Source organism: Citrobacter sp. Cm046 (genome assembly GCF_030333065.1).
Classification (GTDB): domain Bacteria; phylum Pseudomonadota; class Gammaproteobacteria; order Enterobacterales; family Enterobacteriaceae; genus Citrobacter; species Citrobacter murliniae.
Genome location: NZ_JAOWGP010000036.1, coordinates 424105 through 449820 on the forward strand (window position 1 = coordinate 424105; position 25716 = coordinate 449820).

The 25716-nt window shown below is 49.8% G+C and carries 26 protein-coding genes; 12 read left to right on the forward strand and 14 right to left on the reverse strand.

Features of this window, described 5'->3' with window-relative positions; translation table 11 throughout:
* Nucleotides 1–136 precede the first annotated feature (136 nt).
* Nucleotides 137–883: a thiol:disulfide interchange protein DsbG gene (gene dsbG / locus OGX98_RS08615; protein WP_225760640.1), complete on the reverse strand. Its 747-nt coding sequence runs from the start codon at nucleotides 881–883 to the stop codon at nucleotides 137–139.
* A gap of 373 nt (nucleotides 884–1256) precedes the next feature.
* Here dsbG and ahpC point away from each other — a divergent pair, with 373 nt between their 5' ends.
* The 6 genes from ahpC (at nucleotide 1257) to OGX98_RS08645 (ending at nucleotide 7913) form a co-directional block, all read left to right on the forward strand.
* Nucleotides 1257–1820, forward strand: coding sequence for an alkyl hydroperoxide reductase subunit C (gene ahpC / locus OGX98_RS08620; RefSeq protein ID WP_002894394.1), 564 nt, complete (start codon nucleotides 1257–1259; stop codon nucleotides 1818–1820).
* 154 nt (nucleotides 1821–1974) lie between these two features.
* Nucleotides 1975–3540 (forward strand): alkyl hydroperoxide reductase subunit F, encoded by a 1566-nt coding sequence (gene ahpF / locus OGX98_RS08625; RefSeq protein ID WP_048221878.1) that lies wholly within the window; start codon nucleotides 1975–1977, stop codon nucleotides 3538–3540.
* A gap of 225 nt (nucleotides 3541–3765) precedes the next feature.
* Nucleotides 3766–4326 (forward strand): TorD/DmsD family molecular chaperone, encoded by a 561-nt coding sequence (locus OGX98_RS08630; RefSeq protein WP_286595119.1) that lies wholly within the window; start codon nucleotides 3766–3768, stop codon nucleotides 4324–4326.
* A complete protein-coding gene (locus tag OGX98_RS08635) occupies nucleotides 4316–6592 on the forward strand; it encodes a molybdopterin-dependent oxidoreductase (RefSeq protein ID WP_048221876.1) in 2277 nt (758 codons plus the stop codon). The genes OGX98_RS08630 and OGX98_RS08635 overlap by 11 nt, the downstream gene beginning before the upstream one ends.
* A complete protein-coding gene (locus OGX98_RS08640; RefSeq protein WP_045441010.1) occupies nucleotides 6589–7146 on the forward strand; it encodes a 4Fe-4S dicluster domain-containing protein in 558 nt (185 codons plus the stop codon). The genes OGX98_RS08635 and OGX98_RS08640 overlap by 4 nt, the downstream gene beginning before the upstream one ends.
* The gene (locus OGX98_RS08645; protein ID WP_048221875.1) at nucleotides 7146–7913 is read left to right on the forward strand and encodes a dimethyl sulfoxide reductase anchor subunit family protein; all 768 of its coding nucleotides are present in this window, start codon (nucleotides 7146–7148) and stop codon (nucleotides 7911–7913) included. Before OGX98_RS08640 ends, OGX98_RS08645 begins: the two co-directional genes overlap by 1 nt.
* A 69-nt stretch (nucleotides 7914–7982) precedes the next feature.
* Here OGX98_RS08645 and uspG read toward each other — a convergent pair whose 3' ends face one another.
* From uspG to citC, 10 genes are all read right to left on the reverse strand, one after another.
* Nucleotides 7983–8411: a universal stress protein UspG gene (gene uspG / locus OGX98_RS08650; RefSeq protein WP_005120854.1), complete on the reverse strand. Its 429-nt coding sequence runs from the start codon at nucleotides 8409–8411 to the stop codon at nucleotides 7983–7985.
* Nucleotides 8412–8613: 202 nt separating this feature from the next.
* Nucleotides 8614–9024, reverse strand: coding sequence for a nucleoside diphosphate kinase regulator (rnk, locus tag OGX98_RS08655; protein WP_045441015.1), 411 nt, complete (start codon nucleotides 9022–9024; stop codon nucleotides 8614–8616).
* A gap of 146 nt (nucleotides 9025–9170) precedes the next feature.
* A complete protein-coding gene (gene rna / locus OGX98_RS08660; protein ID WP_286595121.1) occupies nucleotides 9171–9977 on the reverse strand; it encodes a ribonuclease I in 807 nt (268 codons plus the stop codon).
* Nucleotides 9978–10087: 110 nt separating this feature from the next.
* Nucleotides 10088–11551 carry a citrate/succinate antiporter CitT gene (citT, locus tag OGX98_RS08665; protein ID WP_045441017.1) on the reverse strand — a complete coding sequence of 488 codons (1464 nt, stop codon included), beginning with the start codon at nucleotides 11549–11551 and terminating at the stop codon, nucleotides 10088–10090.
* 23 nt (nucleotides 11552–11574) lie between these two features.
* Nucleotides 11575–12480, reverse strand: a complete 906-nt coding sequence (gene citG / locus OGX98_RS08670) for a triphosphoribosyl-dephospho-CoA synthase CitG (RefSeq protein WP_045441018.1) — start codon at nucleotides 12478–12480, stop codon at nucleotides 11575–11577.
* Nucleotides 12452–13003 (reverse strand): citrate lyase holo-[acyl-carrier protein] synthase, encoded by a 552-nt coding sequence (gene citX, locus OGX98_RS08675; protein ID WP_048221872.1) that lies wholly within the window; start codon nucleotides 13001–13003, stop codon nucleotides 12452–12454. Before citX ends, citG begins: the two co-directional genes overlap by 29 nt.
* Nucleotides 13004–13006: 3 nt before the next feature.
* A complete protein-coding gene (gene citF / locus OGX98_RS08680; RefSeq protein ID WP_286595123.1) occupies nucleotides 13007–14539 on the reverse strand; it encodes a citrate lyase subunit alpha in 1533 nt (510 codons plus the stop codon).
* Nucleotides 14540–14548: 9 nt separating this feature from the next.
* Nucleotides 14549–15457 (reverse strand): aldolase/citrate lyase family protein, encoded by a 909-nt coding sequence (locus OGX98_RS08685; protein ID WP_045441021.1) that lies wholly within the window; start codon nucleotides 15455–15457, stop codon nucleotides 14549–14551.
* A complete protein-coding gene (gene citD, locus OGX98_RS08690) occupies nucleotides 15454–15750 on the reverse strand; it encodes a citrate lyase acyl carrier protein (RefSeq protein WP_045441022.1) in 297 nt (98 codons plus the stop codon). The genes OGX98_RS08685 and citD overlap by 4 nt, the downstream gene beginning before the upstream one ends.
* On the reverse strand, nucleotides 15747–16823 hold the full coding sequence (gene citC / locus OGX98_RS08695) for a [citrate (pro-3S)-lyase] ligase (protein ID WP_045441023.1): 1077 nt from the start codon (nucleotides 16821–16823) through the stop codon (nucleotides 15747–15749). Before citC ends, citD begins: the two co-directional genes overlap by 4 nt.
* A 385-nt stretch (nucleotides 16824–17208) precedes the next feature.
* On the opposite strand from citC, the gene dpiB reads away from it, so the two are divergent.
* Nucleotides 17209–18870: a sensor histidine kinase DpiB gene (dpiB, locus tag OGX98_RS08700; protein ID WP_286595124.1), complete on the forward strand. Its 1662-nt coding sequence runs from the start codon at nucleotides 17209–17211 to the stop codon at nucleotides 18868–18870.
* Entirely contained in the window at nucleotides 18839–19519 is a 681-nt protein-coding gene (gene dpiA, locus OGX98_RS08705) for a two-component response regulator DpiA (protein WP_045441025.1), read from the forward strand. Before dpiB ends, dpiA begins: the two co-directional genes overlap by 32 nt.
* A 148-nt stretch (nucleotides 19520–19667) precedes the next feature.
* Here dpiA and dcuC read toward each other — a convergent pair whose 3' ends face one another.
* Entirely contained in the window at nucleotides 19668–21050 is a 1383-nt protein-coding gene (gene dcuC / locus OGX98_RS08710; protein WP_045441026.1) for an anaerobic C4-dicarboxylate transporter DcuC, read from the reverse strand.
* Between the two features lie 459 nt (nucleotides 21051–21509).
* On the opposite strand from dcuC, the gene pagP reads away from it, so the two are divergent.
* Complete coding sequence (gene pagP / locus OGX98_RS08715; RefSeq protein ID WP_045441027.1) at nucleotides 21510–22073, forward strand: lipid IV(A) palmitoyltransferase PagP; 564 nt, start codon at nucleotides 21510–21512, stop codon at nucleotides 22071–22073.
* A gap of 188 nt (nucleotides 22074–22261) precedes the next feature.
* Nucleotides 22262–22471 (forward strand): transcription antiterminator/RNA stability regulator CspE, encoded by a 210-nt coding sequence (gene cspE, locus OGX98_RS08720; RefSeq protein WP_000034826.1) that lies wholly within the window; start codon nucleotides 22262–22264, stop codon nucleotides 22469–22471.
* 52 nt (nucleotides 22472–22523) lie between these two features.
* Here cspE and crcB read toward each other — a convergent pair whose 3' ends face one another.
* Entirely contained in the window at nucleotides 22524–22907 is a 384-nt protein-coding gene (crcB, locus tag OGX98_RS08725) for a fluoride efflux transporter CrcB (RefSeq protein ID WP_048221867.1), read from the reverse strand.
* A gap of 205 nt (nucleotides 22908–23112) precedes the next feature.
* On the opposite strand from crcB, the gene OGX98_RS08730 reads away from it, so the two are divergent.
* Together OGX98_RS08730 and tatE are read left to right on the forward strand one after the other, a co-directional pair.
* Complete coding sequence (locus tag OGX98_RS08730; RefSeq protein WP_045441029.1) at nucleotides 23113–23901, forward strand: deaminated glutathione amidase; 789 nt, start codon at nucleotides 23113–23115, stop codon at nucleotides 23899–23901.
* 127 nt (nucleotides 23902–24028) lie between these two features.
* Nucleotides 24029–24232, forward strand: coding sequence for a twin-arginine translocase subunit TatE (tatE, locus tag OGX98_RS08735; protein WP_045441030.1), 204 nt, complete (start codon nucleotides 24029–24031; stop codon nucleotides 24230–24232).
* A 75-nt stretch (nucleotides 24233–24307) separates the two neighbouring features.
* Here tatE and OGX98_RS08740 read toward each other — a convergent pair.
* A protein-coding gene (locus tag OGX98_RS08740; protein ID WP_286594712.1) for an IS3 family transposase occupies nucleotides 24308–25665 on the reverse strand; the annotation gives its coding sequence in 2 pieces (ribosomal slippage) (nucleotides 24308–25203 and nucleotides 25203–25665; 1359 coding nt in all).
* Nucleotides 25666–25716 lie beyond the last annotated feature (51 nt).

Below are 25716 nucleotides of genomic sequence, written 5' to 3' on the forward strand. Positions count from 1 at the left end.
TCTTAGCACATATCCATTTAAATCTTAATGAACAGTTAACTAAAACTAAAGTAGCACAGCCTGTGTTAATTGTACGAGGAAAAAGTGTGATGAGCGATCGATATGAAAATGATAATAATCACTCATCGTATTATCTTTATTCAGTGCCCATAATGATGTTCAATTTTTCCTTATCTGGCAAACCTACTTCCTGTTGCAATGTATTGTCTTTACTCATGTAATAGATTGCCGGTGTCACGTTAGCGCCCAAATCGTCCATTAATTTTTGATTGATATTCAGTGCCTTCAGTTGCTCTGAAGGGGGAGATGCCGGCATGTCCAGTTTCATTTTACCGCTGGAGGCCTCATAGTCGTGCCAGGTCTTAGCCGGATCTTTGGTTGCCAGAATTGCCGCCGCAGTAGCCGGGCTTTCGGGTTTAATCACGCCTACCAGCAGCGTTCGTAACTGAACTTTACCAGATTCAACCCATGGACGCGCTTGCTGCCAGAACTGTTTGCAGTACGGGCAGAAAGGGTCGGCAAATACATAGACGACAACCGGAGCCTCTTTTTTGCCGTCCAGGATCCAGTGTGCTTTTTCCATACGCTGCCACATTTCGCGTCCTGCAGGTGCATAGATTTCTTTTTCTATCAGCTCATTACTGAGGTTTTCGCCTTTTTCGTTATACATATAGCCGGAGATAGCATGTTTTCCGTCTGGTGTGACATAGATAGTCACGCCCATGTCCTGGTATTTTCCCAGGTAGCCTTTCATTCCACCCGGCGCGTCAAACGGCTTCAGGATTGTAATGCCTTGTTTCTCAATCGCTTTAACGGCGTCCGGGAGGTCTTCGGCGTGTACGACGGCAGGTAACAGGGCTAAGAGTAATGTACGTTTGAACATTGATTTTCCTTATAAAATCAGAAGGAAAGGGGGCTGAGTTGTAAAACCTATCACAGCCATAGGTAAGACCGACAGTCTGTCGATTGCCCTTTCGTTCGCTGGGTGATGTAATCCCAATCGCTGTTACAACCTTTGTTAAGGTAATGTAGAGCGCAACACTTAGCCAGCACTGCTGGCACTGAAGTTATCTGCGGGTAACTCGGGTAATGGGGCTCCCTGCAAAGGGGGCCTTTTTTACTTTTGGCTTAGAGTTATCAAAATGGGTTGAGTCGGTTGTTAGTTAACGCTTATTGATTTGATAAAGGAAACGCATTAGCCCTGAGAAGAGATTTTCGTTAACTTATCCCTCAACGAAAACACGGAGGAAGTACAGATGTCTTTGATTAATACAAAAATTAAACCTTTCAAAAACCAGGCGTTCAAAAACGGTGAGTTCATCGAAGTAACCGAGAAAGATACCGAAGGTCGTTGGAGTGTCTTCTTCTTCTACCCGGCTGACTTTACTTTCGTTTGCCCGACCGAACTGGGTGACGTTGCAGACCATTATGAAGAACTGCAGAAGCTGGGCGTAGACGTTTACTCTGTTTCTACCGACACCCACTTTACTCACAAAGCATGGCACAGCAGCTCTGAAACCATCGCCAAAATCAAATATGCGATGATCGGTGACCCGACTGGCGCCCTGACCCGTAACTTTGACAACATGCGTGAAGATGAAGGTCTGGCTGACCGCGCAACTTTCGTTGTTGACCCGCAGGGCATCATTCAGGCAATCGAAGTTACCGCTGAAGGTATCGGCCGTGATGCGTCTGACCTGCTGCGTAAAATTAAAGCAGCTCAGTACGTTGCTTCTCACCCAGGCGAAGTTTGCCCGGCGAAATGGAAAGAAGGCGAAGCCACATTAGCTCCATCTCTGGACCTGGTTGGTAAGATTTAAGTCGCATAATTTGTAGGCCGGATAAACGCAGTGCATCCGGCATTCCACAGGCGCAAATTTGCGCCTGTTTCATTCCAGCACCATGACGCAAGTTGCATTAATGCAGTCCCGCGAAGTCGGCTTGCATGATGATGTTTTCAGAGAGGGAAGAACAATGCTCGACACAAATATGAAAACCCAGCTCAAGGCTTATCTTGAGAAACTGACCAAACCTGTTGAGCTGATTGCAACGCTGGATGACAGCGCTAAATCGGCAGAAATCAAGGAACTGCTGACTGAAATTGCTGAGCTTTCAGAGAAAGTCACCTTCAAAGAAGACAACACTCTGGCAGTACGTAAGCCCTCGTTCCTGATTACGAATCCGGGCTCCAGCCAGGGGCCGCGTTTTGCCGGTTCCCCATTGGGCCACGAGTTTACCTCACTGGTACTGGCACTGTTGTGGACCGGTGGTCATCCGTCTAAAGAGGCGCAGTCTCTGCTGGAGCAGATCAGCGCCCTCGACGGGGATTTTGAGTTCGAAACCTATTACTCTCTGTCCTGCCATAACTGCCCGGACGTGGTGCAGGCACTGAACCTGATGGCGGTTCTGAATCCGCGTATCAAACATACGGCAATTGATGGCGGCACATTCCAGAATGAGATTACCGATCGTAACGTGATGGGCGTTCCGGCGGTGTATATGAACGGTAAAGAGTTTGGTCAGGGCCGTATGACGCTGACTGAAATCGTGGCAAAAGTGGACACTGGCGCAGAGAAACGTGCAGCAGAAGAGCTAAATAAGCGTGACGCTTACGATGTGCTGATCGTCGGTTCTGGTCCTGCTGGGGCTGCTGCTGCAGTTTATTCTGCGCGTAAAGGTATTCGAACCGGCCTGATGGGCGAACGCTTTGGTGGTCAGGTACTTGATACCGTTGATATCGAAAACTATATCTCGGTGCCGAAAACCGAGGGGCAGAAACTGGCAGGTGCACTGAAAGCACATGTTGATGATTATGATGTTGATGTCATTGATAGCCAGAGCGCCAGCAAACTGGTTCCGGCGGCGACGGAAGGTGGCTTGCATCAGATTGAAACCGCTTCCGGCGCAGTACTGAAAGCGCGCAGTATAATCATTGCGACCGGTGCTAAGTGGCGCAACATGAACGTTCCAGGCGAAGACCAGTATCGCACCAAAGGCGTTACCTATTGCCCACACTGTGACGGCCCGCTGTTTAAAGGTAAACGCGTAGCAGTCATTGGCGGTGGTAACTCTGGCGTTGAAGCGGCTATCGATCTGGCTGGTATTGTTGAGCATGTGACTTTGCTGGAGTTTGCTCCGGAAATGAAGGCTGACCAGGTTCTGCAGAATAAAGTTCGCAGCCTGAAAAATGTCGATATCATTCTGAATGCACAAACAACCGAAGTGAAAGGCGATGGCAGCAAGGTTACCGGTCTGGAATATCGCGATCGCGTCAGTGGCGATGTCCACAATGTCGAATTGTCAGGTATTTTTGTTCAGATTGGCCTGCTGCCGAATACCAACTGGCTGGAAGGCTCCGTTGAACGTAACCGCATGGGTGAAATTATCATCGATGCCAAGTGTGAAACCAGCGTGAAGGGCGTTTTCGCGGCTGGCGACTGCACTACCGTACCGTACAAACAGATTATCATCGCCACCGGCGAGGGCGCGAAAGCATCGCTGAGCTCCTTTGATTATCTGATTCGTACAACTACAGCATAAGAAAAGTAAGACTCACCTGCAAAACCAAAACCGTCAGTTACCCACTGGCGGTTTTTTTATTTTCCCCGCCCCCTATTGTCAATTCTTGAAACAATAAATCTGATAAGACATCGTTTTTAACGTAGCGAATGATTTATTTAATCAAAGAATGATTTAGCCCTTTCGATATTATAACGCCTCTGTTTGTTACATATATTCATTATGTGAATGAGGGGCTTTTCATTCATGGATTTAAATTATGAAGCTCTGACGAAATTTGAGTCGGCAGGGTTGTTGTTACGTGATTTTTTTATTTCTTATGACGGGGGTTCACTTAAGTCTGCTTATATTTCACTGGCTGATGAATCGGGTAATTTCACTGGTCAGGACTGGCTGGATATCGAATACGATTTCAATGCGCTTTTTGTCGGCCCGTTAGCGTTGAAAGCTGCACCCTACGCCTCGGTGTACCTGGAAGACGAGGCGCTTGTGATGGGAAAAGCCACCTTGTGCCACCGGGAGTTCATGGAAAAACTCGGATTGTCTGCAAATCAAGAAAATAGCATGCCAGATGATCATATTTCTTATGTCCTGGAGTTGGCAGTTTTACTGAGTGCCAATGCCAGACAATCTGCTGAATATATGCCGGTATTTAATCAGTATGTAATGGAATATATAGCGAAATGGGTGCCGGATTATATCGATAAAATCAAAATAAATGCACAAACCGCCGCACTACAAAACATAGCGGAAAAATTATCTTATTGGCTTGGTGAATTAATAACGAGAGTATCATATGAGCAATGAACAGGGACTTCTGAACAGACGTTCTTTTTTAAAGGGACTGGCTGCACTTAGTGCTGTAGCCGCCTTACCGGGGGGATTATTGTCATCGCGCTGTGCTTACGCGCAACCGCCAGTTCCATTTAACCCTAAAACTTACACTATTCATCGCAATGCATGCCCACGTAACTGCTACGACACCTGCAGCCTGAAAACCTGGGTGAAAGATGATGTGATCACCTTTGTGGAAGGGGCTACGGAGTCCACATTTACCCACGGGACGCCTTGCGTGAAAGGACTGACTTATCCTCGCCGGGTGTACAGCCCCGATCGCATTAAATATCCAATGGTTCAGGATGGCCGTGGTAGCGGCAAATGGCGTCGGGTTTCCTGGGATGAGGCGATGCAACGGATTGCCAAAAAAATGCTGGAAATCAAAAAGAAAGACGGCTCAATGCTGGGGCTGGCTTTGTCTAAATATTCCGGCAACCTCGGAGTGATGGGGTATGCCGTTGAAGGGATGATGTCTTCTCTGGGGTACACCACGCGCTTCGCCGGTACACCGTGCTGGCCTGCGGGTATTGATGCTCAGAATTACGATATGGGGGATATGTGGTGTAACGATCCGGAAGATTTTGTGAAAGCAAAATACATTATCATCTGGGGGGCAAACCCGGCGTGGTGCTCCATGCACACAATGAAGTATATCTACCAGGCTCGGGAAAAAGGCGCGAAGATTGTCGTTATTGATCCGCTGCTGACGCAAACGGCAGCAAAAGCCGACCTGTACCTGCGTGTTCGCCCTGGTTCAGATGGCGCGCTGGCCCTCGGCATGGCACGGCATCTGGTGGATAAGGGGCTGGTTGATCAGGATTTTGTGAACAACTATTCCCATGGCTACGCGGAATTTGAAGACTACCTGCGTAATAACGTCACTGTTGAGTGGGCGTCAGAAATTTGCGGTCTGTCAGCAGAAGTTATCCGCGAACTGGCGGAGGAGTTTACTGCTGTTAATCCTGCCACCGTGTGGATTGGCTACGGTATGCAGCGGCACGTCAATGGCGGTGCAAACGTGCGAGCGATCGATGCCTTTGTGGCGATGACTGGCAATATCGGTATTGAAGGTGGCGGCGCTCGCTACGGACATTTGCAAACCTGGGGCTACAGTTACCACGGCATGATGCAGAAACCGCCAGAGGGTTCTGTGGGGATGAAAGGTGCTGGTGGCCCGGTGGGTGAGTTTGTCAGCGATAGCGGTGAAAAAAGCGAATACTCTGATCGTGCGTTGAATATCAACCAGACGGCACAGGGCATTCTCGACGCCAGCGAACCACCGGTACGAATGTTATGGGTGGCCTCTAAAAACCCGTTTGCCCAGGATTTCGATCGCAACAAGATGGTTAAAGCGTTCGACAAACTGGAAATGGTGGTTTGCGTCGATCAGTTCTTTAACGAGACTGTTCAGCATGCGGATATTGTATTACCCGTCACCACAACCTTTGAGCAATGGGATGTATCTTCGTCTTATTGGCACTATTGGTTATCCGTCAACCAACCGGCGATTAAACCGTTGTATGAGTGCAAAAGCGACCCGGAAATAGCCGCACTGTTATCTAAAACCATCAATAAACTGGAACCTGGTTCGTGTACCTTCCCGCAAGAGTTTGATGCCAAAAGCTGGCTGGATCAGGAATTCAATGAGGCGATGGGTAAACAATTTGGGATTGCTGGCTGGGACGACCTGCTTGAAGGGCCTCGCAAAGCGAAAATGGTCAGCTCTGCGGCCTGGTATGATCGCAAATTCAAAACGCCATCTGGCAAGTACGAGTTTAAATCTGAGCGCTGTGCGGAAAATGGCCACACTGCCTTGCCTGAATATAAAGCTGGTGCCATGGGAACGCTGCCGTTCCACCTGTTTACACCTCACCTCCAGTACGGATTGCATTCACAGTTCGTAAATCTGGACTGGATGCAGGTTTTCTGGCCTGAACCGTTCGTTTATATCCATCCGTTTGCCGCACAGAAAAAGGGTATTGCTGAAGGCGATCTCGTCAAAGTTTTCAACGAGGCGGGTCACGTTGAGCTGCGCGCCAAAATCACTACCAACGTCCCGGAAGATTTCCTTGTGATGTATGAATCCTGGTTCAATAAGCTTAGTTACAACGTCCAGAACGTGGTTAAGGACACTCCGGCCGATATGGGCAAAATGGCGACCGGTGCGCCAGGTGCGGCCATTCACAGTCAATTTGTTGATATTACTCTGTTGGGAAGTAAAGGAGCCGCAGCATGAGACGCGCGTTTTTAGTCAATAGCGATAAGTGCATCGGCTGCCGTGGCTGCGCGATGGCGTGTAAAAGTTTTAACCAACTGGAGCCGGAGCGGTACTGGCGTTATGTCTATCCGCTGGATAAAGAAATTTATCCGCATGAGGAGCGGGCATTTTACTCGCTGGCCTGCAACCATTGTGAAAACCCGGCCTGTCTTGCAGCCTGCCCGGTAGAGGCATACACCAAACGTGAAGACGGCGTGGTTGTGCATAACCCGGAGCGCTGCATCGGGTGTAAAAACTGTATCCGCAATTGTCCTTACGGCGCTCCGCGCTTTAATGAGGAAACGAAAAAAGCGGAAAAATGCAGTATGTGTTACGAGCGTCTTGATATCGGTATGAATCCGGCGTGTGTGAATGCCTGCCCGGTGGGGGCGCTGACGCTTATTGACCTGGATGCCGACCCCATACCAAATAATGCGGTGCAGTACCCGCCGGGATTCCCGCGTATGCCGCAGCTTAACCCCGGGACGCGTTTCATACTGGCACGTCAACCGAAGCAACCGGAGGGCAAGTAATGGAAAAATACGAACTTCCTCTGGTGGTCTTTACCGTACTCAGCCAGATGTCGGTGGGGATGACGTTAATCCTGACGTTGCGTACGCTGCGTGGAGAACTGGAAAGTAAACGTCTTTATTGGCTGGTCAGCGGACTGTTACTGGCGGTGGCATCCGTTGCGGCGGTATTACACCTCGCGCATCCGGATCGTGCCTACAATGCCCTGATTAACTTACAGCACGCCTGGCTGAGCCGCGAAATTCTCGGCGCAACGTTATACGGCGCGGCGGTCGGCGTAACGTTTTTGGCTAAAGGGCATAAGATCCCGGCTGTACTGGCATCCCTTCTCGGTATGGCGCTGGTGGCGGTGCAGGGCATGACCTATGCCGCGCCAGCGATGGTCGCTATCGCCAATGGTCTGACGATGCTGCTGTTCTTTATCACTGTATGGGTAATGGGTTGTGCGGCGATCCCACTGTTGAATCTCACGCCGGCAGTTGCTGCATTGCGTCAGGGGATCCTGGTCTGCATGGCGGTACTGATTGTCGCGCCGATTATCTGGCTAAGTGGTGGAACAATCATGCAGATGACGGCTCATGCCTGGCTTACATCCCCGCTTTACCTGGCAAGTCTGGTGTGCCTGGCGGTGGCGTTCGTGCTGAGCCGCAATGGTGAACGTAGAGCGAAAACACTCTTTGTACTGCTGTTCATTGGCGTGTTTTTGAGTCGTTTGACCTTCTTTGGTGATACCGTCAGCACCATCGTGAATATTGGTCATTTGTACTGAGGGCCATAAAATATAAACCCCAGCCAGGTAAAATCCTGGCTGGGGTTTTCTGTCTTATCTTAATTCGAATTAACGCACAACCAGTACCGGTAGAGTTGCATGGCGAACCACGCTGGAGGCGTTAGAACCGAGGAGGTGCGTGCTAATTGACGGATTGCGTGAGCCAATGACCACTACATCCGCATTCAGTTCTTCACCCAACTCATTGACGACGTCACGCACGCTGCCAAAGCGGACATGCTGCTTGATCCGCGAAGGATCGATGCTGAAGTGGCCGACCATAGTTTGCAGACGAGTTTCTGCTTCGTGTTGCAGATGCTCTTCAAAACGGCGAACGTCAGCGGCAAAACGGTGCAGGCTTAAGCTGGCTGAACCCGGAAGCACATGCAGCAGGTGGATCACACCTTTATCTTGTGCCAGAAATTCTGCATGGCGAACAGCCTTGTCGCTCAGTTCCATTTCAAATACATCAACAGGCATTATGATTGTGTTGTACATAAGCATTCTCCTTGTCATTACATGAATACATAACAGCATACTATTAAATATGATTCTGTCAGTCACGACACAGATTTATGTTTTGCCAACAGAAGTGCGGGAAACAGCAATAAAGCTAATGCAACGGTGGGAGGAATGAAACCGGAAAGAGGATGCGGATGCATCCCCTGTAAGATAAAGCGGGTGCTTTGATAAGACAGAGTTAGCGCAGGTAGTCGCCCGCAGCTTCAGGCTGGTACTCAAGCGCAATGACTTCAAGGTGAGTTGATGTACCGCCTGGTAGCTCCCAGTGGATAGTGTCGCCAACGCGCAGACCCAGCAGGGCGGCACCAACGGGCGCCATTACCGAAAGCTGAGTATTGCTGTCAGTCATATTGGCCGGATACACCAGAGTACGCACACGGATTTCGCCATCACTTAGATTGCGGAACTTCACACGACTGTTCATGGTCACCACATCGTGCGGCATGGTTTCTGGAGAACACATTTGGGCACGATCCAGCTCGGCGTTTAAAGCGTCGGCAATCGGTAAACCAGCAAACGCAGGTTGCTCCAACAGGCGGTCAATGCGTTCGGCATCGAGGTCGTTAATGATGATAGTTGGTCTGGACATTTATTACTCCATGTCGTCGATACTGCGGGTGCGCAGGTAAATAATCCCAAAAGAAAACCCTCACCGTCAGGCGGCAAGGGTTTAACTTCACCGATGATACTGAGACTTACCCCAGGTTTGAAGTGATTTAGTTCACATTCAGGCGATCAATAACCGACTTTATCAAGTACGAATCGTTTACCGCAGTTACCAGGATGCGGTTGTGACAGGAACGATGTCGCAGAAAGCGGGGCGTTAATCATAGCGGCCTTAAGCGTAAATTGAATTTCCGTCAGATAAGCCGGGTTACCGTGGCAGCTTAATTTCACCGCTTTCACGCTCTCTTTGCCCCATGTTTTGGCAATTGCTGCGTCAAAATCATCGCGACTGACCGTTTTTCCATAGTTGTCCGCAAGAAAGACACCCCATGCGCTGTTCTTTACTTCACTATTCAGACGCACCATCGTACCGAAGTATGCGTCAGGGTCAAAACCAAAGCAGGCCCCGTGTTTGGCGTATTCGTAACGCTCCAGGCAGGATTTACCGCCGGCACCGGGCATCACTGTGCTTAGTTTTGCCGCGCTTTCCGGTGACAGACCGGTTTGTGGTGCGGCACATTTACGACTGGCACGGGCTTCCGGCAGGTTGGGAATAGGGCGAGTTGCGCAGCCAAAACGCATCCACCGACGATTATCCACACCGCGCGCGGCGATTGATTTAGGCAGACCTGGCCACAAGCCGTGAACGGTCAGGAAATCCGCTTTGTTTGCGGTCTCTTTTTGCAGGCGGCATTCGTCGGGTTCCTGACGGTTACGTTCATGTTGACTCTGACAAAACCCAGTCTGCCAGGAGAGTGCCAGCACGTAGCTATTAAAATCGCTGTACTGTTTTGCCTGAAGCTCGTCGGCATGAGCCACTGAAACCGGGAGCACAAGCGCAGCCAGTAAAGAACAATAACGCCATCTTGATGTCATGATGAATTCGGATACTTATATGATTTCTGAATGTCATCTATTTAACCATAAAAAATGCCAGTCAGGTTTAGCTGACTGGCATCATTTTAGCTATGCGTTGAGCGGGGAGATTAGCTCCACATTGCCAGAATCGGCCAACCGACCAGCAGGAGCATAGAGATATAAATTACGCCGAAGATCGCGCCAAGACGCCAGTAGTCTTTTGACTTCACGTAACCGCAGCCGTAGATAATTACGCCAGGGCCGGTTGCATACGGAGTCAGACAACCCATGATACCGATGGACAGAACCAGCAGAATACACAGATGTTCCATCGGCACGCCCGGAATACCTTTACCGACGGCCAGAATAACCGGCAGCATGGTCGCGGTATGCGCAGAAAGGCTGGCAAACAGGTAGTGAGCAAAGTAGAACACCAGCACCAGTACGATGACAGTCGCATTAGGCGAGAAGCCTTCCAGGTGGGTGCTCATGGTATTGGCGAACCAGTCGATAAAGCCAGAACGGGTTAAACCGTTTGCCATCACCACCAGTGTAGCGAGGTTAACCAGCGTGTTCCATGCACTGTTATAGCGGGTGATGTCTTTCCACGGAACAACGTGCAGAGCCAGCATCAGGGAGACTGCCAGCAGACCTACTGCAGTCGCATCAATCAGTTCACCACCGAAGACCCACAACCCTAAGCTGAGCAGAACCAGACCGATCAGGGTCATCTCTTTACGGGTCAGTTTACCCATAGTTTTGAGTTCGTCACCGGCCCATGCGGCAACTTCGGCACTATGCGTTACTTCCGGTTTGTACAGAACGTAGGACAGCCACGGGGCTACGATCAGTAAAATAATCCCGACCGGCAGGAAGCTCAGGAACCACTGCAGCCAGCTGATTTGAATGCCCGCGATTTTGTTAACGAACTCCAGGCCCAACACGTTCGGCGCAGCGCCGGTAACGAACATAGAGGAGCTAAGGCTGGTACTGATAACCATCATCCACATCAGATATCCGCCGATACGGCGAGCGGAAGGATCGTTCGGGAATGATTTAAACAGCGGCGGCAGGTTTTTGATAACCGGGAATACGGTACCACCGGTACGCGCGGTGTTGGACGGTGTAAACGGTGCCAGCAGAATGTCGATAATAACAATCGCATAGCCCAGCGTCAGGGTACGTTTACCCATGAATTTCACCAGGAACAGCGCGATACGACGGCCCAGGCCGGTGACTTCATAACCCAGTGCGAAAATGAAAGCACCAAATACCAGCCACACAGTGGTGCTGGAGAAGCCTGCCAGCCCCCATTTCAGAGCCTGTTTACCGGCGTTGAAGTCCGGGTTAGCCAGCTCTTTGGCATCAAAAAGCAGGTAATTACTGCCGATAACGCAAATTGTGACGGCAATGAAGCTAATCGCCGTTGCCGGGATTGGCTCGAGGATCATACCGACAATCATCGCCACAAACACGGCAAAGTAGTGCCAGGCCTGTGGAGGCATTCCATCTGGGACGGGGATAAGAAACATGACGCCCATTACAATCAATGGAGCGAATAACTTCCATATACTATCTTTTGATAAAGACATGAATGATTCTCCGGAAAGGATCTTTAATTGTGATAATGATGAACTTGCGAAATCTGGGCTAAGAACCAGGTGACAATCAGCAGATCGGCGCAGCCTCCAGGACTGAGATTGCGTTCGATGCACTGTTGGTCGAACTGGTGCAGGTAATAGAGATCGGCGGAGGTACGAATTCCCCCTCGCTGCAATAATTTGGCGGCGTACTGCTGTAGCCAGCGCAGACCTTCAGCGCCACCACGTGAAGCGACATTGGTGTCGCCATTGATAGACATCAGCAGCAATAATGTGTCGAGTAACGCCAGTTCAGGATCGCGACCCTGAGCCAGCAGTGCGCGGTAATGTGGCAGGGCATGCTCAATGACGAGCGGATATCCCGCTTCGGCTTCACCCCGTGCGCCGGTTAATCCCAGTTGCTGATAAAGACGTTGGCCAGCCGTGAGTTGTTGATTGTTATGGCGCAGTTCGCGCTCGGTCAGGCCGCGGCAAAAAGTTGCCGCCGTAGAGCAAATGGTTTCTGCTGTAACAGCCTCACTCCGCTGGTGCAGGCGGCCGATGGCGGCGCACAGCAATCCCAGTGAAAAAATACTGCCTTTATGGGTGTTCACCCCTGCGGTGGCGCGAAACATATCGGCTTCGCAGGCCATGCCTAATGGACGCAGTCCTTTCAGCACATCTTCAGACGCCGACTGAGCACTAAATGCCCCATATTCAACGAAACGCGGCAGCCAGGCCTGAATGGCCTGTGCGCTACGGTGAAAATCCTCCAGCGCCATGTCTTTATGTGCGCCGTTATTAATGCGATCCACCAGACCGGGTTTTGGCGATAAGTTGACTTCAGTCAGCATGGCGCGCCACGCCAGCGTGGCGTAGGCGTCGGGTAAATCTACAGGAAGGACTGCGGTATCAGTCGATGTTGCGGGAATCGGCATCATGTAGCAGTTCCTCCATGCGAATAAGTAAGTCAGAAAGCGCGTGGGTTTTACCCCGCGCGCATTCGGCAGCGCTTTGTCCGCACAGCAGACAGCGGCGGGCAGGGAGCGCGAAGTGACGACGAGACAGTATTTCCCCCTCAGGGGTCAGGACATCGATATCCCATAACCGTCCCAGCGGGTGCGAATGCTCAAGCTCGATAGTGGCGAGCTTGAGGTTGTTGGCCGGTGCTGCAATGGACAATAAGCCTTCCGGCCCACTGGCTGAGACCAGTGCGGTTTGCTCCCTGACAGTCCAGGCTGATTTCTCCGCCAGCGTGAGCAGGGCGGTCATACCGTGGTTAAAGATCTGGCGGGTTAATTCGCTATCTTTAATCGGACCTGGCGCTACCACAGTAAATGAGACCAGCGGCGCACGATGGCGCGCCAGCCAGGCATGCTGCCGGGCTTGTCTCTCATCACGGCTGGTGAGCAGCTCGGGAATAGAAACAGCATGGCGGGTGGCCAGTTCAGGGAGCAGGTGCATGGCTTATTCCTTCACCTGATGCACAACGTCAATCACCGAACCATCGCGATAACGCACAACGGCAATCACGCGGTCGGTGAATTCGATGGCACGAGGTTGACCGGTGAGCTGCAGCGCGCGTTCGCGCAGCCATTCGATGGATACCACTTTCATACCGGCTTCTTTCAGGCGTTCAGCCAGTTCCGGACGAGCAGGGTTAACGGCAATACCGTGGTCAGTGACCAGAATGTCAACACTGGAACCGGGCGTTACGCAGGTCAGTACGTTATCAACCAGCGTCGGGATACGACCACGCACCAGCGGCGCGACGATGATTGAAAGCGCTGCAGCGACGGCGGTATCGCAGTGACCACCGGATGCGCCGCGCAGTACGCCATCAGAGCCGGTCAGCACGTTAACGTTGAAGTTGGTGTCTACTTCCAGGGCGCTCAGTACCACAACGTCCAGACGGTCAACCGATGCACCTTTCGAACCCCAGTTGGCATACTGGTTGGCACTGATTTCGATGTGGTTCGGATTACGCGCCAGGGATTCTGCGGCGTTACGGTCGAAGCTCTGTACGTCAAGCAGTTTGCGGATTAAGCCTTTTTCATGCAGGTCAACGATGGTGGCAGTGATGCCGCCCAGGGCAAAGTCAGCACGGATGTCGCGGCTGCGCATTTTGTCTTCCAGGAAGCGGGTAACGGCCAGTGAAGCCCCGCCGGTTCCCGTCTGCAAGGAAAAGCCTTCGTTGAAGTAACCGGAGTTGGCAATGACGTCCGCCGCGCTACGGGCAATCAGCAGTTCACGCGGGTTGGTGGTCATGCGAGTTGCATCGGCGCCGATTTTGTCAGCATCGCCGACTCTTTCGATCTGTACGATCAGATCGACCTGATCCTGTGCGATGCTGGCCGGATTGTGCGGATAGGTCAGCAGTTGTTCGGTCAGCAGGACAACCTGTTTGGCGTTTTCAGCATCAACACGGGCGTAGCCCAGTGAACCGCAGCACGCTTTACCGGTGTAGCCGTTAGCGTTACCAAACTGATCGCAGGACGGTACGCCAAGGAATGCCACATCAATGCTTAACTCGCCGCTCTGTACCAGATGTACACGACCGCCGTGAGAGTGGACCTGTACGGGTTCAGCCAGCAGACCGCGGGAGATCTCTTCAGCCAGCGGTCCGCGCAGACCGGAAGTATAAATGCGGGTAACTACACCCTGGCGAATATGTTCAACCAGCGGAGCGTGGCAGTCGCTCAGGGAACTGGAAGCCAGTGTCAGATTTTTAAAGCCCATCGCGGCGATGGTATCCATCACCAGGTTGATCGTCAGATCGCCACCGCGGAATGCGTGGTGGAAAGAGATGGTCATCCCATCCTGTAAACCGGAACGACGAATGGCGTCTTCCAGGTTAGCGCACAGCTTTTTGTCACGCGGTTTTTGCGCCTGCAAATCCCGTTTTGCGGTGCTCTGATAAGCGGAAAGTTCGCTTTCTGCATGACGACTCCAGGTCGACACGCGATCCTGTCGTTGAGATTGTTCGATTTTCTGCGTCATTTTTTTGCCTTATTCTTCGCGAATGCCGGAAAGTTCTGCACGGGAGATAACCAGAAGGGCGCGCTCGATTACCGGGCTGTCGACCATCTTGCCGTTCAGGGAAACAACGCCACGGCCTTCGCGGGCAGCAGCTTCAGCGGCTTCTACAACCAGGCGTGCATGAGCCAGTTCTTTGCGCGTTGGCGCATACAGGTTGTGCAGGAGTTCAATCTGACGTGGGTTGATGAGCGACTTACCGTCAAAACCCAACTGTTTAATGTGCGAGGCCTCGTGCAGAAAACCGGCTTCGTTGTTAGCGTCGGAATAGACGGTATCGAAAGCCTGAATGCCCGCAGAGCGCGCGGCTTGCAAAATTGAGCAACGGGCAAACAGCAGTTCGGTACCTTCCGGTGAGCGTTCAGTTCGCAGGTTACGCACGTAGTCTTCTGCACCGAGAGCAATACCGATCAGGCGTTCGGAAGCATGGGCAATTTCCACTGCGCGGGTAATACCTAAAGGCGATTCGATAGCGGCAAGCAGACCGGTGCTGCCTGGCTCGCGACCGCAGGCTTTTTCAATGCGCAGGATTTCGCTTTCGATATCGATAACATCCTGGGCGGTATCGGTTTTCGGCAGACGAACAATGTCAGCGCCGCCGCGAACGACCGCTTCCAGGTCGTTAATACCCCATTCGGAGTCAAGGGCGTTAACACGTACGATAGTTTCAACGTCGTGATACAACGGATGTTGCAAAGCGTGATACACCAGACGACGCGCGGTATCTTTCTCACGTAACGCGACGGAATCTTCAAGGTCGAACATCAGCGCATCGGCTGGATAGATAAACGAGTTGCTGACCATTGCGGCATTGGCGCCCGGCACGAACAGCATACTGCGGCGTGTGCGGGATTTACGTTGTTGCAAAGAAGCGGAAATCACTGGCAATCCTCCCATGGCAGTGCCGGAATACCGCTGGCGCGGGCCAGTAAAGCTTCCAGTCGCGCACGTAAAATGCAGTCCAGTGCGCCTTTATCATCAACATTTAATTGCACGCCGCTTACGTTATAGCGGGACAGTACGTCCAGAATGGTGGTGCGGATGGCATCGCCAAACTGTTTTTCAACGCTACTGTTGACCTGCAGGTCAATATCCTGCGTATCGAGAGGGGCGATGCGTATCATCACATCACCAGACTCAAGAGTGCCTGCGACGGCTGCCTGCTTTATTTTCATTTTTCACCTGTTGCTAATGCGGGGGTATTTTGGCGGACTACCGCGCCCGATGAGGCCCGTTCAACCATGCTTTGCAGATAGTGCAGAGTGGCTTCTGGTACCAGGGAGGCGATAGCCGTGAGATCTTTTTTAACCAGCAGCTTGCGCACCCAGGAGGCGGAAATCGGCATCTCCTGGAAGCACAGCCGCTCAATTTCCACCAGTTCAATCGGTGGGGCGGGGAGCGTTGGGGTCTCCAGCCAGTAACGCATATCGTTGTTGTACTGGGAGGTGACGGTGCAATACGGTTCAGTACCGACGAAGCGGTGCGTGACACCAAGTGCCGGGGCCAGGTATTGGCGGAAGATTTTCAGGTCTATTTCGGTGTAGCAGTGGTTAATAACACTCTGCTCTTTAATGAAGTAGCATGGGAAAGTGGCACGGGAAATGATGTATTCCGATCCGCGATGCACGGTTAAACGCGGAATATCTTTGGTTCCTTTGAGTACCAGGTCCAGCCGATCTTCATAGGGAAAGCGTGAGGTGTCTTCTTTTACTAAAAACAGATGCAGCCAGTCGCACTGCGCGGCTGCCTGCTGGATCAGAAAACGGTGACCGTTGGTGAACGGGTTGGCGTTCATGACGATGCAGCCAATTTTTTGCCCTTCATGGCGCTGTTTGGCCAGCGATTCGGCGTAACGTTTCAGGCGAGTGGTACTGTTTTCCATCAGCACCATAATGCCTGGTACGCTGGTGAGCGTAGAAAAACCACACTGTTTAAACAGCGACTCATACTCGGTTTTGGTATAGATGAAGAGGTGAGTGCAGTGCCGCTCATAGGCGAGATTGATTAGCTCAGTAGCCAGCGTCAGCGCTAAGCCTTCACCGCGTACGGATTCACAGATCGCGACGCATTTAATGATATTTCCAGCGATGCCACCACAGGCAATGAGGCGGTCTTCACGGGTGACGGTGATAAATACTTCAACGGTAGTGTCAACGCTCAAATCATTCTCTTTCAGAAATTGAGCGATAACCGCCATCTTTTTATTTTCTGAGCGTTTAACTTGCGTGAATATATTATTACCTAACATAGTAAAAAGAGCCCCGATGCTATATTTGTTACTGGGTTTCTGTTTTTGTTGCTCTGTTTAGCAACCTGATAACGTTTTTTTTGCAATTGAAGGGAATTGTTTTTTATTACGGAGTATTTCTTTTTTTCCCTGCTGTATACATCGTAAGGAGTATTTTGGAGGCAAATTTTGATTTATTTCACAATAAGTTAGAAGGTTTTAATGTGTTTTATGGTTTTAAGTTTTTTAATTAATTTAATCACCATTCGCGGTGTGGTTTTTATTTGTTTAATTGATTTAAGGTGGGGAATCTGTAACGATCCTGCTTTATTCTTCAACTTGTGAATAGAACATTTTTATTACAAATACAAAATAAGTTGTTGGTTAACGTCGGCAAGGAAAGTTTATGGTAATCCAGAAAAATAAAACACGGTTTTCTTTTTTTCGCAGGCTGGCGTTTCCATTACGTATTTTTCTGCTTATCCTGGTAGTTTCCATTCTTATCATTGCGGCACTGGCAAAATACTTCACCGCCAGCTTTGAAGATTATCTGGCGACGCATGTCCGCGACATGGCGATGAACCAGGCGAAGATCATCGCTTCCAATGACAGCGTTATCGCCGCAGTCAAACACCGCGATTATCAGCGTCTTGCAACCATTGCCGACAAACTGCAAAGTGGAACGGATTTTGACTATGTCGTAATCGGAGACAATCACTCGATTCGTCTTTACCATCCGAACCCGGAAAAGATTGGCTACCCGATGCAGTTCACCAAGCCGGGAGCTTTAGAAAAAGGGGAAAGTTATTTCATTACCGGTAAAGGATCTATCGGGATGGCGATGCGAGCGAAAACCCCCATCTTTGATGAGGATGGCAAGATTATTGGTGTTGTCTCAATAGGATACCTGATTAGCAAAATTGATAGCTGGCGTTCGGATTTCTTATTGCCGATGGCCGGGGTGTTTATTCTGCTGCTACTGTTACTCATGCTGCTCTCCTGGTTTTTTGCTGCACACATCCGCCGTCAGATGCTCGGTATGGAACCCAAGCAAATTGCTCGCGTGGTCCGTCAGCAGGAAGCGCTGTTTAGCTCAGTGTATGAAGGTTTGATTGCCGTTGATCCTGAAGGATTCATCACGGCAATTAATCGCAGTGCGAGAAAAATGCTGGGGCTGTCATCGCCAGGACGGCAATGGCTGGGAAAACCGATTGATGAGGTTGTTCAGCCCGCGGATTTCTTTACTCAGCAGATTGCGGAGAAACGTCAGGATGCGATGGTGAATTTTAATGGGTTGAGCGTTATTGCCAACCGTGAAGCTATCCGCTCTGGTGACGAATTACTTGGGGCGATTATCAGTTTTCGCAGCAAAGATGAAATTGCTACCCTCAATGCGCAATTAACGCAAATTAAACAATACGTTGAGAGCCTGAGAACGCTACGCCATGAACACCTGAACTGGATGTCTACGCTCAACGGCCTGCTGCAGATGAAAGAGTACGATCGGGTGCTGGAGATGGTTCAGGGAGAATCTCAGGCTCAGCAGCAGCTCATCGATAGTTTACGCGGCTCATTTGCCGATCGTCAGGTTGCTGGTTTGCTGTTTGGTAAAGTGCAGCGTGCGCGGGAATTAGGGTTAAAAATGATCATTGTTCCCGGTAGCCAACTACATCAACTCCCTGAGGGGCTGGATAGCACAGAGTTTGCAGCAATTGTTGGTAATCTGCTTGATAATGCATTCGAGGCCAGCTTACGTACCCAGCAAGGGAATAAGGTCATCGAACTCTTTTTGAGCGATGAAGGGGATGAGGTGATCATAGAAGTGGCCGATCAGGGCTGCGGTGTGCCGGAAGCATTGCGTGAAAAAATATTTGAACAGGGTGTGAGTACCCGTACCGATGAACCAGGTGAACATGGCATCGGTTTGTATCTGATTGCAAGTTATGTGAGGCGCTGTGACGGGGTTATTACACTCGAAGATAATGATCCCTGCGGTACTTTATTTTCTCTATTTCTTCCGAAAGTGAAAAAAAACGATGACGGAACCATTAACGCTATTGATCGTTGAGGATGAAACGCTACTGGCGGAAATGCATGCTGAATATATTCGCCATATACCTGGCTTCAGCCAGATATGGCTGGCGGGTAATCTTGAGCAGGCGAGGATGATGATTGAGCGTTTCAAGCCGGGGTTGATTCTTCTGGACAACTATTTACCGGACGGCAAGGGCATCACCTTACTACATGAGCTGACCCAGGCGCGTTATCCTGGCGGTGTGGTGTTTACGACGGCTGCCAGCGATATGGACACAGTTTCAGAGGCCGTGCGTAGCGGGGCTTTTGATTATCTGGTTAAACCGATTGCTTATGAGCGCCTGGGACAGACGCTTACGCGCTATCAGCAGCGCAGACGCATGCTGGCAGGTAACGACAGCGCCAGTCAGCGACAGATTGATGAAATGTTTAATGCCTACGCGCGCGGAGAGCCGAAAGGGGATCTGCCCACGGGTATTGATGCCTTAACGCTGAATGCGGTGTTGAAATTATTTACCGACCCAACGGTACATCATACGGCGGAAACGGTAGCACAGGCATTAACCATCAGTCGCACAACCTCAAGACGTTACCTGGAATATTGTGCCGGCCGCCATTTGATTATTGCGGAGATTATTCACGGTAAGGTAGGAAGGCCGCAGCGTATTTACCACGGTGGCTGATACCGTCATCCCTTAAGCTGCCTCTTTGTTGGCTGCCTTTAGAAACCCCAGTCACATCGTTATCTATGTGACTGGGGATGTCCTCACTAGCTGCCTCAATGCAGCTTAAAAGATTTTGCGTATCAAGGTCGGATATTAACTGGTCGCGTTAACCACCAATTACAGCGGACGTTGCAGGCACCATCACTTCAGTTGCGATAATCACAATCAACAACCCGACCATGACCGGAACAGAAGTCCGTTTTACCACTTCAAACGGTGAAATCTTCGCCATGCCCGCGACAGCCACAACCACGCCAGATACCGGGGAAATTGTGCGTCCAAGGTTTGATGCTTGCAGCATCGGGATGGAGAGGTATGCCGGGTTAATACCGGAAGAGTGTGCCAGTTTAGGGATCATCTCAACGAAGGCATAGAATGGCGCGTTACCGGAGCCGGTGGTCATTGCTGCCAACATGGTCAGAATAACCAGTACCAGCATCAGAATAATACTTGCTGAACCAAACGATGTAGCGATAGAAATCAGACTCTGGATAAAGCCGATAGTGCTGAGACCCTGGGCAAAAACACCGGCCGCGACTAACAGCATAACCACGTTAGCAAAGGCATCCGCCATTCCGCGATAGGCGACTTCCAGACCTGAGAACACCTTCTGGGTATTGAATCCACGCACAAACTCCAGAACCGCAGCGATGAGCATGCAGAGGACCAGAATAGTGATGATGTGCAATTGTGGACCCCATTTGCCATCAAAAATCAGTACGCCAACGATAGGGGTAAACGGCAAAATGGCATAAAAAGACGGAGCAGTTGTGGTGATCTCGGCCACGTCTAACATTTCGTGTGAGATGTTCTCTTTTTTATCCAGATAGCGCTGCCAGAAAAAGTGCGCAATAGCCATACCGATAATGGCGGCGATGGAAATTGGCAATGTTGTTTTAAACGCGAAGTCGATCAGCGGCATTTCTGCTGCTTTTGCTGCCAGAACCACATCCCCTGAGGTTGGAGAAAGAATGATGGCGGCAGGAGATGCACAAATGGCTGCTGCAGCACCGCGGCTGATTCCAACGTTAACCATGACCGGAAATAGCGTCGCCATCAATAATACACCCAGCCCTGTCGCGGAGGAGACTGCCAGTGACATCAGGCAGGCAACAAAATAAGCGGCAATCATCAGAATATAAGGCGAGTTGATATATTGCAGAGGTTTCGAGGCCAGCTTAACGACCATATCGTTCGCGCCAATATGCGTCATATAGGCGGCAAAACCGCATAGCATCATAATCATCATGCCGAGATCGCCACCACGGCTCATCAGCAAAATTTTAATATATTCAACAATGTCTGTCGCTGTATAGCCAGTCGTTGCCGCGCTGGAAGGCAGAACTTTGTGTCCCATCAGGGCGCTGACAATCAGTAAAACCAGACCACCGACAAATAGTACACCGGTCGCCGAATAACCTTTAATGATGTAGCGTGCTACACCCACAATAACCACAACCCCAATAAGGAGTTCAATAAATGTCAACATTGTTTCCCCTGTCGCGTAAACGCCCAGAAAGTAAAAAATAAAAAAGAGCATAAAGTGGAGTCAGAATGTGCCTAATAAACGGTCATCGCTTGCTGATTAAAATCAATAAAGATACGGATTAAACCGATGGCCAAGGCATTTTTCAAACATAGCCGATGAAAAGGGAATATCGCAATAAAAAAAGAGTGAGGTGCAGTTGTTGTACGTTATTTGATGCGTTATTGATATTATTGTGTTAATAAATTGTAGAATTATTTGGAGGGTACTCGTAAAACAAGCAATCCAGGTTAATAAAAGTTACGAGTTACATGCGAAAAGGCTTAGTAAATATATGGATAATAACCATTAAATTATACGCTATAGAATAATCTGATTTTTTAAAATAGTATTTTTTGTTAAGCTGTCATTAAGGTTGAGTTTGCTACAATTAATCTTAAATTTCTGGACGGTAATTAATTTGTGATTGTCGCTAAACGATATTTATTCATTTTTTCATTTCTTTTTATTCAGTTAACTATTATTCCTCAGGCCTATGCGGAAGATAAAGGCTGGTTTGATACTTTTAAAGATAATGTCAGTGAAACCTGGCAGCAGCCGGAACATTATGAGCTGTATGTGCCCGCTATTACCTGGCATGCGCGCTTTGCCTACGATAAAGATAAAACAGATCGCTACAATGAACGTCCCTGGGGGGCTGGATTTGGTCAGTCGCGTTGGGACGATAAAGGCAACTGGCACGGACTTTATATTATGGCCTTTAAGGACTCCTACAATAAGTGGGAGCCGATTGGCGGCTATGGCTGGGAAAAAACCTGGCGACCACTGGTTGATGATAACTTCCATATGGGATTGGGTTTTACGGCGGGCATGACTGCTCGTGATAACTGGAACTACATCCCGGTGCCCGTGTTGCTGCCGCTGGCATCAATCGGTTATGGCCCGGCAACGTTTCAGATGACCTACATTCCAGGAACGTATAACAACGGAAATGTCTACTTTGCCTGGCTACGTTTCCAGTTTTAAGGGGCTACCTGTATTGTCAGTTGGAATATTAAAATCCCTTTAATAACAAAATGATATGAACTTTACCTGAAAAATAACGCGACATTTATCACTTTTTGGCAAGGTTTGACTGGACAAACAGCACCACAATTGTTGTACTGATACCCGACACAGCATTTGTGTCTATTTTTCATGTAAAGGTAATTTTGATGTCTAAGATTAAAGGTAACGTTAAGTGGTTTAATGAGTCCAAAGGATTCGGTTTCATTACTCCGGAAGATGGCAGCAAAGACGTGTTCGTACACTTCTCTGCAATCCAGACCAATGGTTTTAAAACTCTGGCTGAAGGTCAGCGTGTAGAGTTCGAAATCACTAACGGTGCCAAAGGCCCTTCTGCTGCAAACGTAACCGCTCTGTAAGCATACGACAGCAAGAATTCAAAACCCGCTTAATTGCGGGTTTTTTTTGTCTTCAATGTGCGGTGGAGGCGGAAACCAACCAGAATGCCAGTGCCGTCATCGCAAACGACCCCAGCAGATTAATCAGCACATTCACCATCGCCCAGCCAAAGCGTCCATCCTGCAGTAAAAACACCACTTCTGCGGAGAATGTAGAGAATGTTGTCAGCCCTCCACAAAAGCCCGTGGTAATTAGCACTTTCCACATTGGGTCAATGTGGGCCATGCGATTGAACCACGCCAGCCCCATACCAATGATAAACGCGCCAATAAGGTTTGCAGCCAGCGTACCTAAGGGAATGGCTTGATGAAGCGGGTTAAACCGCATACTCAACATCCATCTTGCAACGCTACCTGTACCACCACCTATAAAAACAGCTAATAGAAGTTGTAACACGGCATAATCCTGCTATTTGATTTTATACTCATCATACTTCAGGTCGTTGATGCGTTGACTGCGCACTTTCATCCCAGTCACATAGTTATCAATGCGCCAGGGGACTCGTGCGCTTGCCGCAACCTGAAGTATGTAGAGTATACAGGGCGAATGTAACGCTGAGTCATTATTGTTGATGAGCTTAACAAATTTTTCTGGAGGGAATATGTTCGTTGCAGCAGGGCAATTTGCCGTCGGTCCCTCATGGGAGAAAAATGCAGAAACGTGCGCCTTATTGATGTCACAGGCTGCCAGAGAGGGCGTATCGTTGCTGGTACTGCCTGAAGCACTGCTGGCTCGTGACGATCTTGACCCGGATCTGTCCGTGAAGTCTGCTCAACTATTAGAGGGGGGATTTCTGACGCGGTTGTTACGTGAAAGCGCACAAAACGATATGACAACGATTCTGACCATTCATGTACCTTCATTGCCTGCCCGGGCGTTTAACATGTTAGTTGCTCTACGAAGAGGAAAGGTTGTTGCCCATTATGCGAAATTGCATCTCTACGATGCCTTTTCGATTCAGGAGTCGCGTAATGTGGATGCAGGCGACGCCATAGCGCCGCTGTTGGACGTAGACGGGTTAAAGGTAGGGTTAATGACCTGCTATGACTTACGCTTTCCTGAGCTGGCGTTAGCCCTCGCTTTGCAGGGGGCAGAAATCCTCGTCTTACCTGCGGCATGGGTTAGGGGATCTATGAAAGAACATCATTGGGCTACGCTGCTGGCGGCAAGAGCGCTGGATGCCACCTGCTACTTGATTGCGGCAGGAGAGTGCGGTAATAAGAATATCGGTCAAAGCCGGGTGATCGATCCCTTTGGCGTGACCATTGCTGCCGCTGCAGAGACACCCGCGCTGATTATGACAGAGGTTTCTGCTGAGCGGGTGAGGCAAGTCAGGGCGCAACTTCCGGTGTTACGTAACCGGCGCTTTGCGCCACCGCAATTATTATGACGTTTTTTTAAACAAGGCTTGATTCACCTTGTTACAGATTGCTATTGTGTGCGCGCGTCGAAAGGCCGTTAATATTCTCAGGTTAATATGGCGCTTATGCAGCCTGGTTTAAGTCAAGAAGGTATCTATGGGTGAGATTAGTATTACCAAACTGCTGGTGGTTGCCGCACTGGTCGTTCTGCTGTTTGGTACCAAGAAGTTACGTACACTGGGTGGAGACCTGGGAACGGCAATTAAAGGCTTCAAAAAAGCGATGAACGATGAAAATGCCGATGCGAAGAAAGATGCTGACGGTAGCGTTCAGGCTGAGAAGCTTTCTCATAAAGAGTAATGTCTGGAAGACCATTGCTCTGCATGAAAAAAAACCGGCAATTTGAACTGACCCCATAATATTGGACAGTTTATTTTAAGCGGTTATCTGGGCCTGGATTCGGTATTCTACCGGACTCAGGCCTTTCAGTTTCTGTTTTATTCTTTCATGGTTGTAATAGTGGATATAGTCATCGATAGCCATGCGCAACTCGCTGATATTCTCGTGTTCCGTGAGGTAAAAACACTCAGATTTCAGTGTGCCGAAGAAGCTCTCCATCACTGCATTGTCATGACAGTTCCCCTTCCTTGACATGCTCTGTCTCAGACCCGCCTCCTTAAGCCGGTTCTGATAATGTGCCATCTGATATTGCCAGCCCTGATCTGAGTGGAGCAGCGGGTATTCGTTTTTGCCCAGTACAGATATAGCCTTCGACAGCATGTTATCCACCATCGACAGAAGAGGACGGGGCCCCATCTGGTACGCAACTATTTCTCCGTTATACAGATCCAGAATCGGGGACAGATACAGCTTTTCTCCGCTGATTTTAAATTCCGTGACATCTGTAACCCACTTTTGGTTGGGCTTATCCGCACTGAACTGCCGGTTCAGTACATTACCCACAACTTTCCCATACCGGCCTTTGTAAGAGTTATATTTCTTCCTTCTGATACAACAGGTTAAACCCAGAGCCTTCATTAACCTGTGAACCGTTTTATGGTTCAGTAAGCTTCCTTCCCGGCGGCCAGCCAGCGTGATTCGCCTGTATCCATACCGTCCTTTATGTTTATGGAACAGCGTTAAAATCTGCTGCTTGTCATCAGCATATTTGTCTGGTTTTTTACCGCTGGCCAGTTGCCAGTAGAACGTGCTTCTCGCCAGCCCTGCGGCGTTTAACAAGCGTGCAAGAGAGAACTTCAGCCTTAACTCATTCACGACCTGCGCTTTATCCCGCGTCCTGACGTGCTCCTTTCCCTGAGTAAGGCCTGCAGCTTTTTTAGATATGCCACTTCAGCACGCAGTTGTTCAAGCTCCTCACGTTCATCCGGGTCAAGAGGAGCCTGCAAAGGAGGGACAGGGTGATTCTCAGGGTGTTCTGGCATCGTTTTTTTCCTGCGTCGGCTGTCTGTAAGGGCTTCTAATCCCCCTTCATCATACAGTCGTTCCCACTGACAAACAGTGGAAAAGGCCGGGATAATGAATTTTGCACAGACTTCGCGAACAGACAGGTGGTGTTCACGCATATGCAGGATAACGGACTCTTTAAACGCAGGAGAATAGGTAAAATGCCGGGTTGTAAGCCCGGCTTCGCCATGAAGCTTCCAGGCAGCAGACCACTTACGAACGGCACTGTGATCGATACCAAAACGTTTTGCCGTCGCTTCCTGTCCTTCCTGCCCGGAAAGATAGTGCTGCACAACCTCAAGCTTAAAGCTGAGAGAATACTTGCTCATAAAAAACTGCACCTTACTTCGTTGGGTGTCCAACTTTTTGGGTGCAGTTCA

Excerpts from the sequence above, each read along its gene's own strand:
- citC (WP_045441023.1), bottom strand. The coding sequence starts at position 16,823 with ATGTTAGGTAATAATATATTCACGCAAGTTAAACGCTCAGAAAATAAA.
- ahpF (WP_048221878.1), top strand. The coding sequence starts at position 1,975 with ATGCTCGACACAAATATGAAAACCCAGCTCAAGGCTTATCTTGAGAAA.
- dsbG (WP_225760640.1), bottom strand. The coding sequence starts at position 883 with ATGTTCAAACGTACATTACTCTTAGCCCTGTTACCTGCCGTCGTACAC.
- tatE (WP_045441030.1), top strand. The coding sequence starts at position 24,029 with ATGGGTGAGATTAGTATTACCAAACTGCTGGTGGTTGCCGCACTGGTC.
- dcuC (WP_045441026.1), bottom strand. The coding sequence starts at position 21,050 with ATGTTGACATTTATTGAACTCCTTATTGGGGTTGTGGTTATTGTGGGT.
- citD (WP_045441022.1), bottom strand. The coding sequence starts at position 15,750 with ATGAAAATAAAGCAGGCAGCCGTCGCAGGCACTCTTGAGTCTGGTGAT.
- OGX98_RS08640 (WP_045441010.1), top strand. The coding sequence starts at position 6,589 with ATGAGACGCGCGTTTTTAGTCAATAGCGATAAGTGCATCGGCTGCCGT.
- citF (WP_286595123.1), bottom strand. The coding sequence starts at position 14,539 with ATGACGCAGAAAATCGAACAATCTCAACGACAGGATCGCGTGTCGACC.
- citG (WP_045441018.1), bottom strand. The coding sequence starts at position 12,480 with ATGATGCCGATTCCCGCAACATCGACTGATACCGCAGTCCTTCCTGTA.
- OGX98_RS08730 (WP_045441029.1), top strand. The coding sequence starts at position 23,113 with ATGTTCGTTGCAGCAGGGCAATTTGCCGTCGGTCCCTCATGGGAGAAA.
- dpiB (WP_286595124.1), top strand. The coding sequence starts at position 17,209 with ATGGTAATCCAGAAAAATAAAACACGGTTTTCTTTTTTTCGCAGGCTG.
- citT (WP_045441017.1), bottom strand. The coding sequence starts at position 11,551 with ATGTCTTTATCAAAAGATAGTATATGGAAGTTATTCGCTCCATTGATT.
- uspG (WP_005120854.1), bottom strand. The coding sequence starts at position 8,411 with ATGTACAACACAATCATAATGCCTGTTGATGTATTTGAAATGGAACTG.
- dpiA (WP_045441025.1), top strand. The coding sequence starts at position 18,839 with ATGACGGAACCATTAACGCTATTGATCGTTGAGGATGAAACGCTACTG.
- citX (WP_048221872.1), bottom strand. The coding sequence starts at position 13,003 with ATGCACCTGCTCCCTGAACTGGCCACCCGCCATGCTGTTTCTATTCCC.
- rna (WP_286595121.1), bottom strand. The coding sequence starts at position 9,977 with ATGACATCAAGATGGCGTTATTGTTCTTTACTGGCTGCGCTTGTGCTC.
- OGX98_RS08630 (WP_286595119.1), top strand. The coding sequence starts at position 3,766 with ATGGATTTAAATTATGAAGCTCTGACGAAATTTGAGTCGGCAGGGTTG.
- ahpC (WP_002894394.1), top strand. The coding sequence starts at position 1,257 with ATGTCTTTGATTAATACAAAAATTAAACCTTTCAAAAACCAGGCGTTC.
- OGX98_RS08635 (WP_048221876.1), top strand. The coding sequence starts at position 4,316 with ATGAGCAATGAACAGGGACTTCTGAACAGACGTTCTTTTTTAAAGGGA.
- rnk (WP_045441015.1), bottom strand. The coding sequence starts at position 9,024 with ATGTCCAGACCAACTATCATCATTAACGACCTCGATGCCGAACGCATT.
- OGX98_RS08645 (WP_048221875.1), top strand. The coding sequence starts at position 7,146 with ATGGAAAAATACGAACTTCCTCTGGTGGTCTTTACCGTACTCAGCCAG.
- cspE (WP_000034826.1), top strand. The coding sequence starts at position 22,262 with ATGTCTAAGATTAAAGGTAACGTTAAGTGGTTTAATGAGTCCAAAGGA.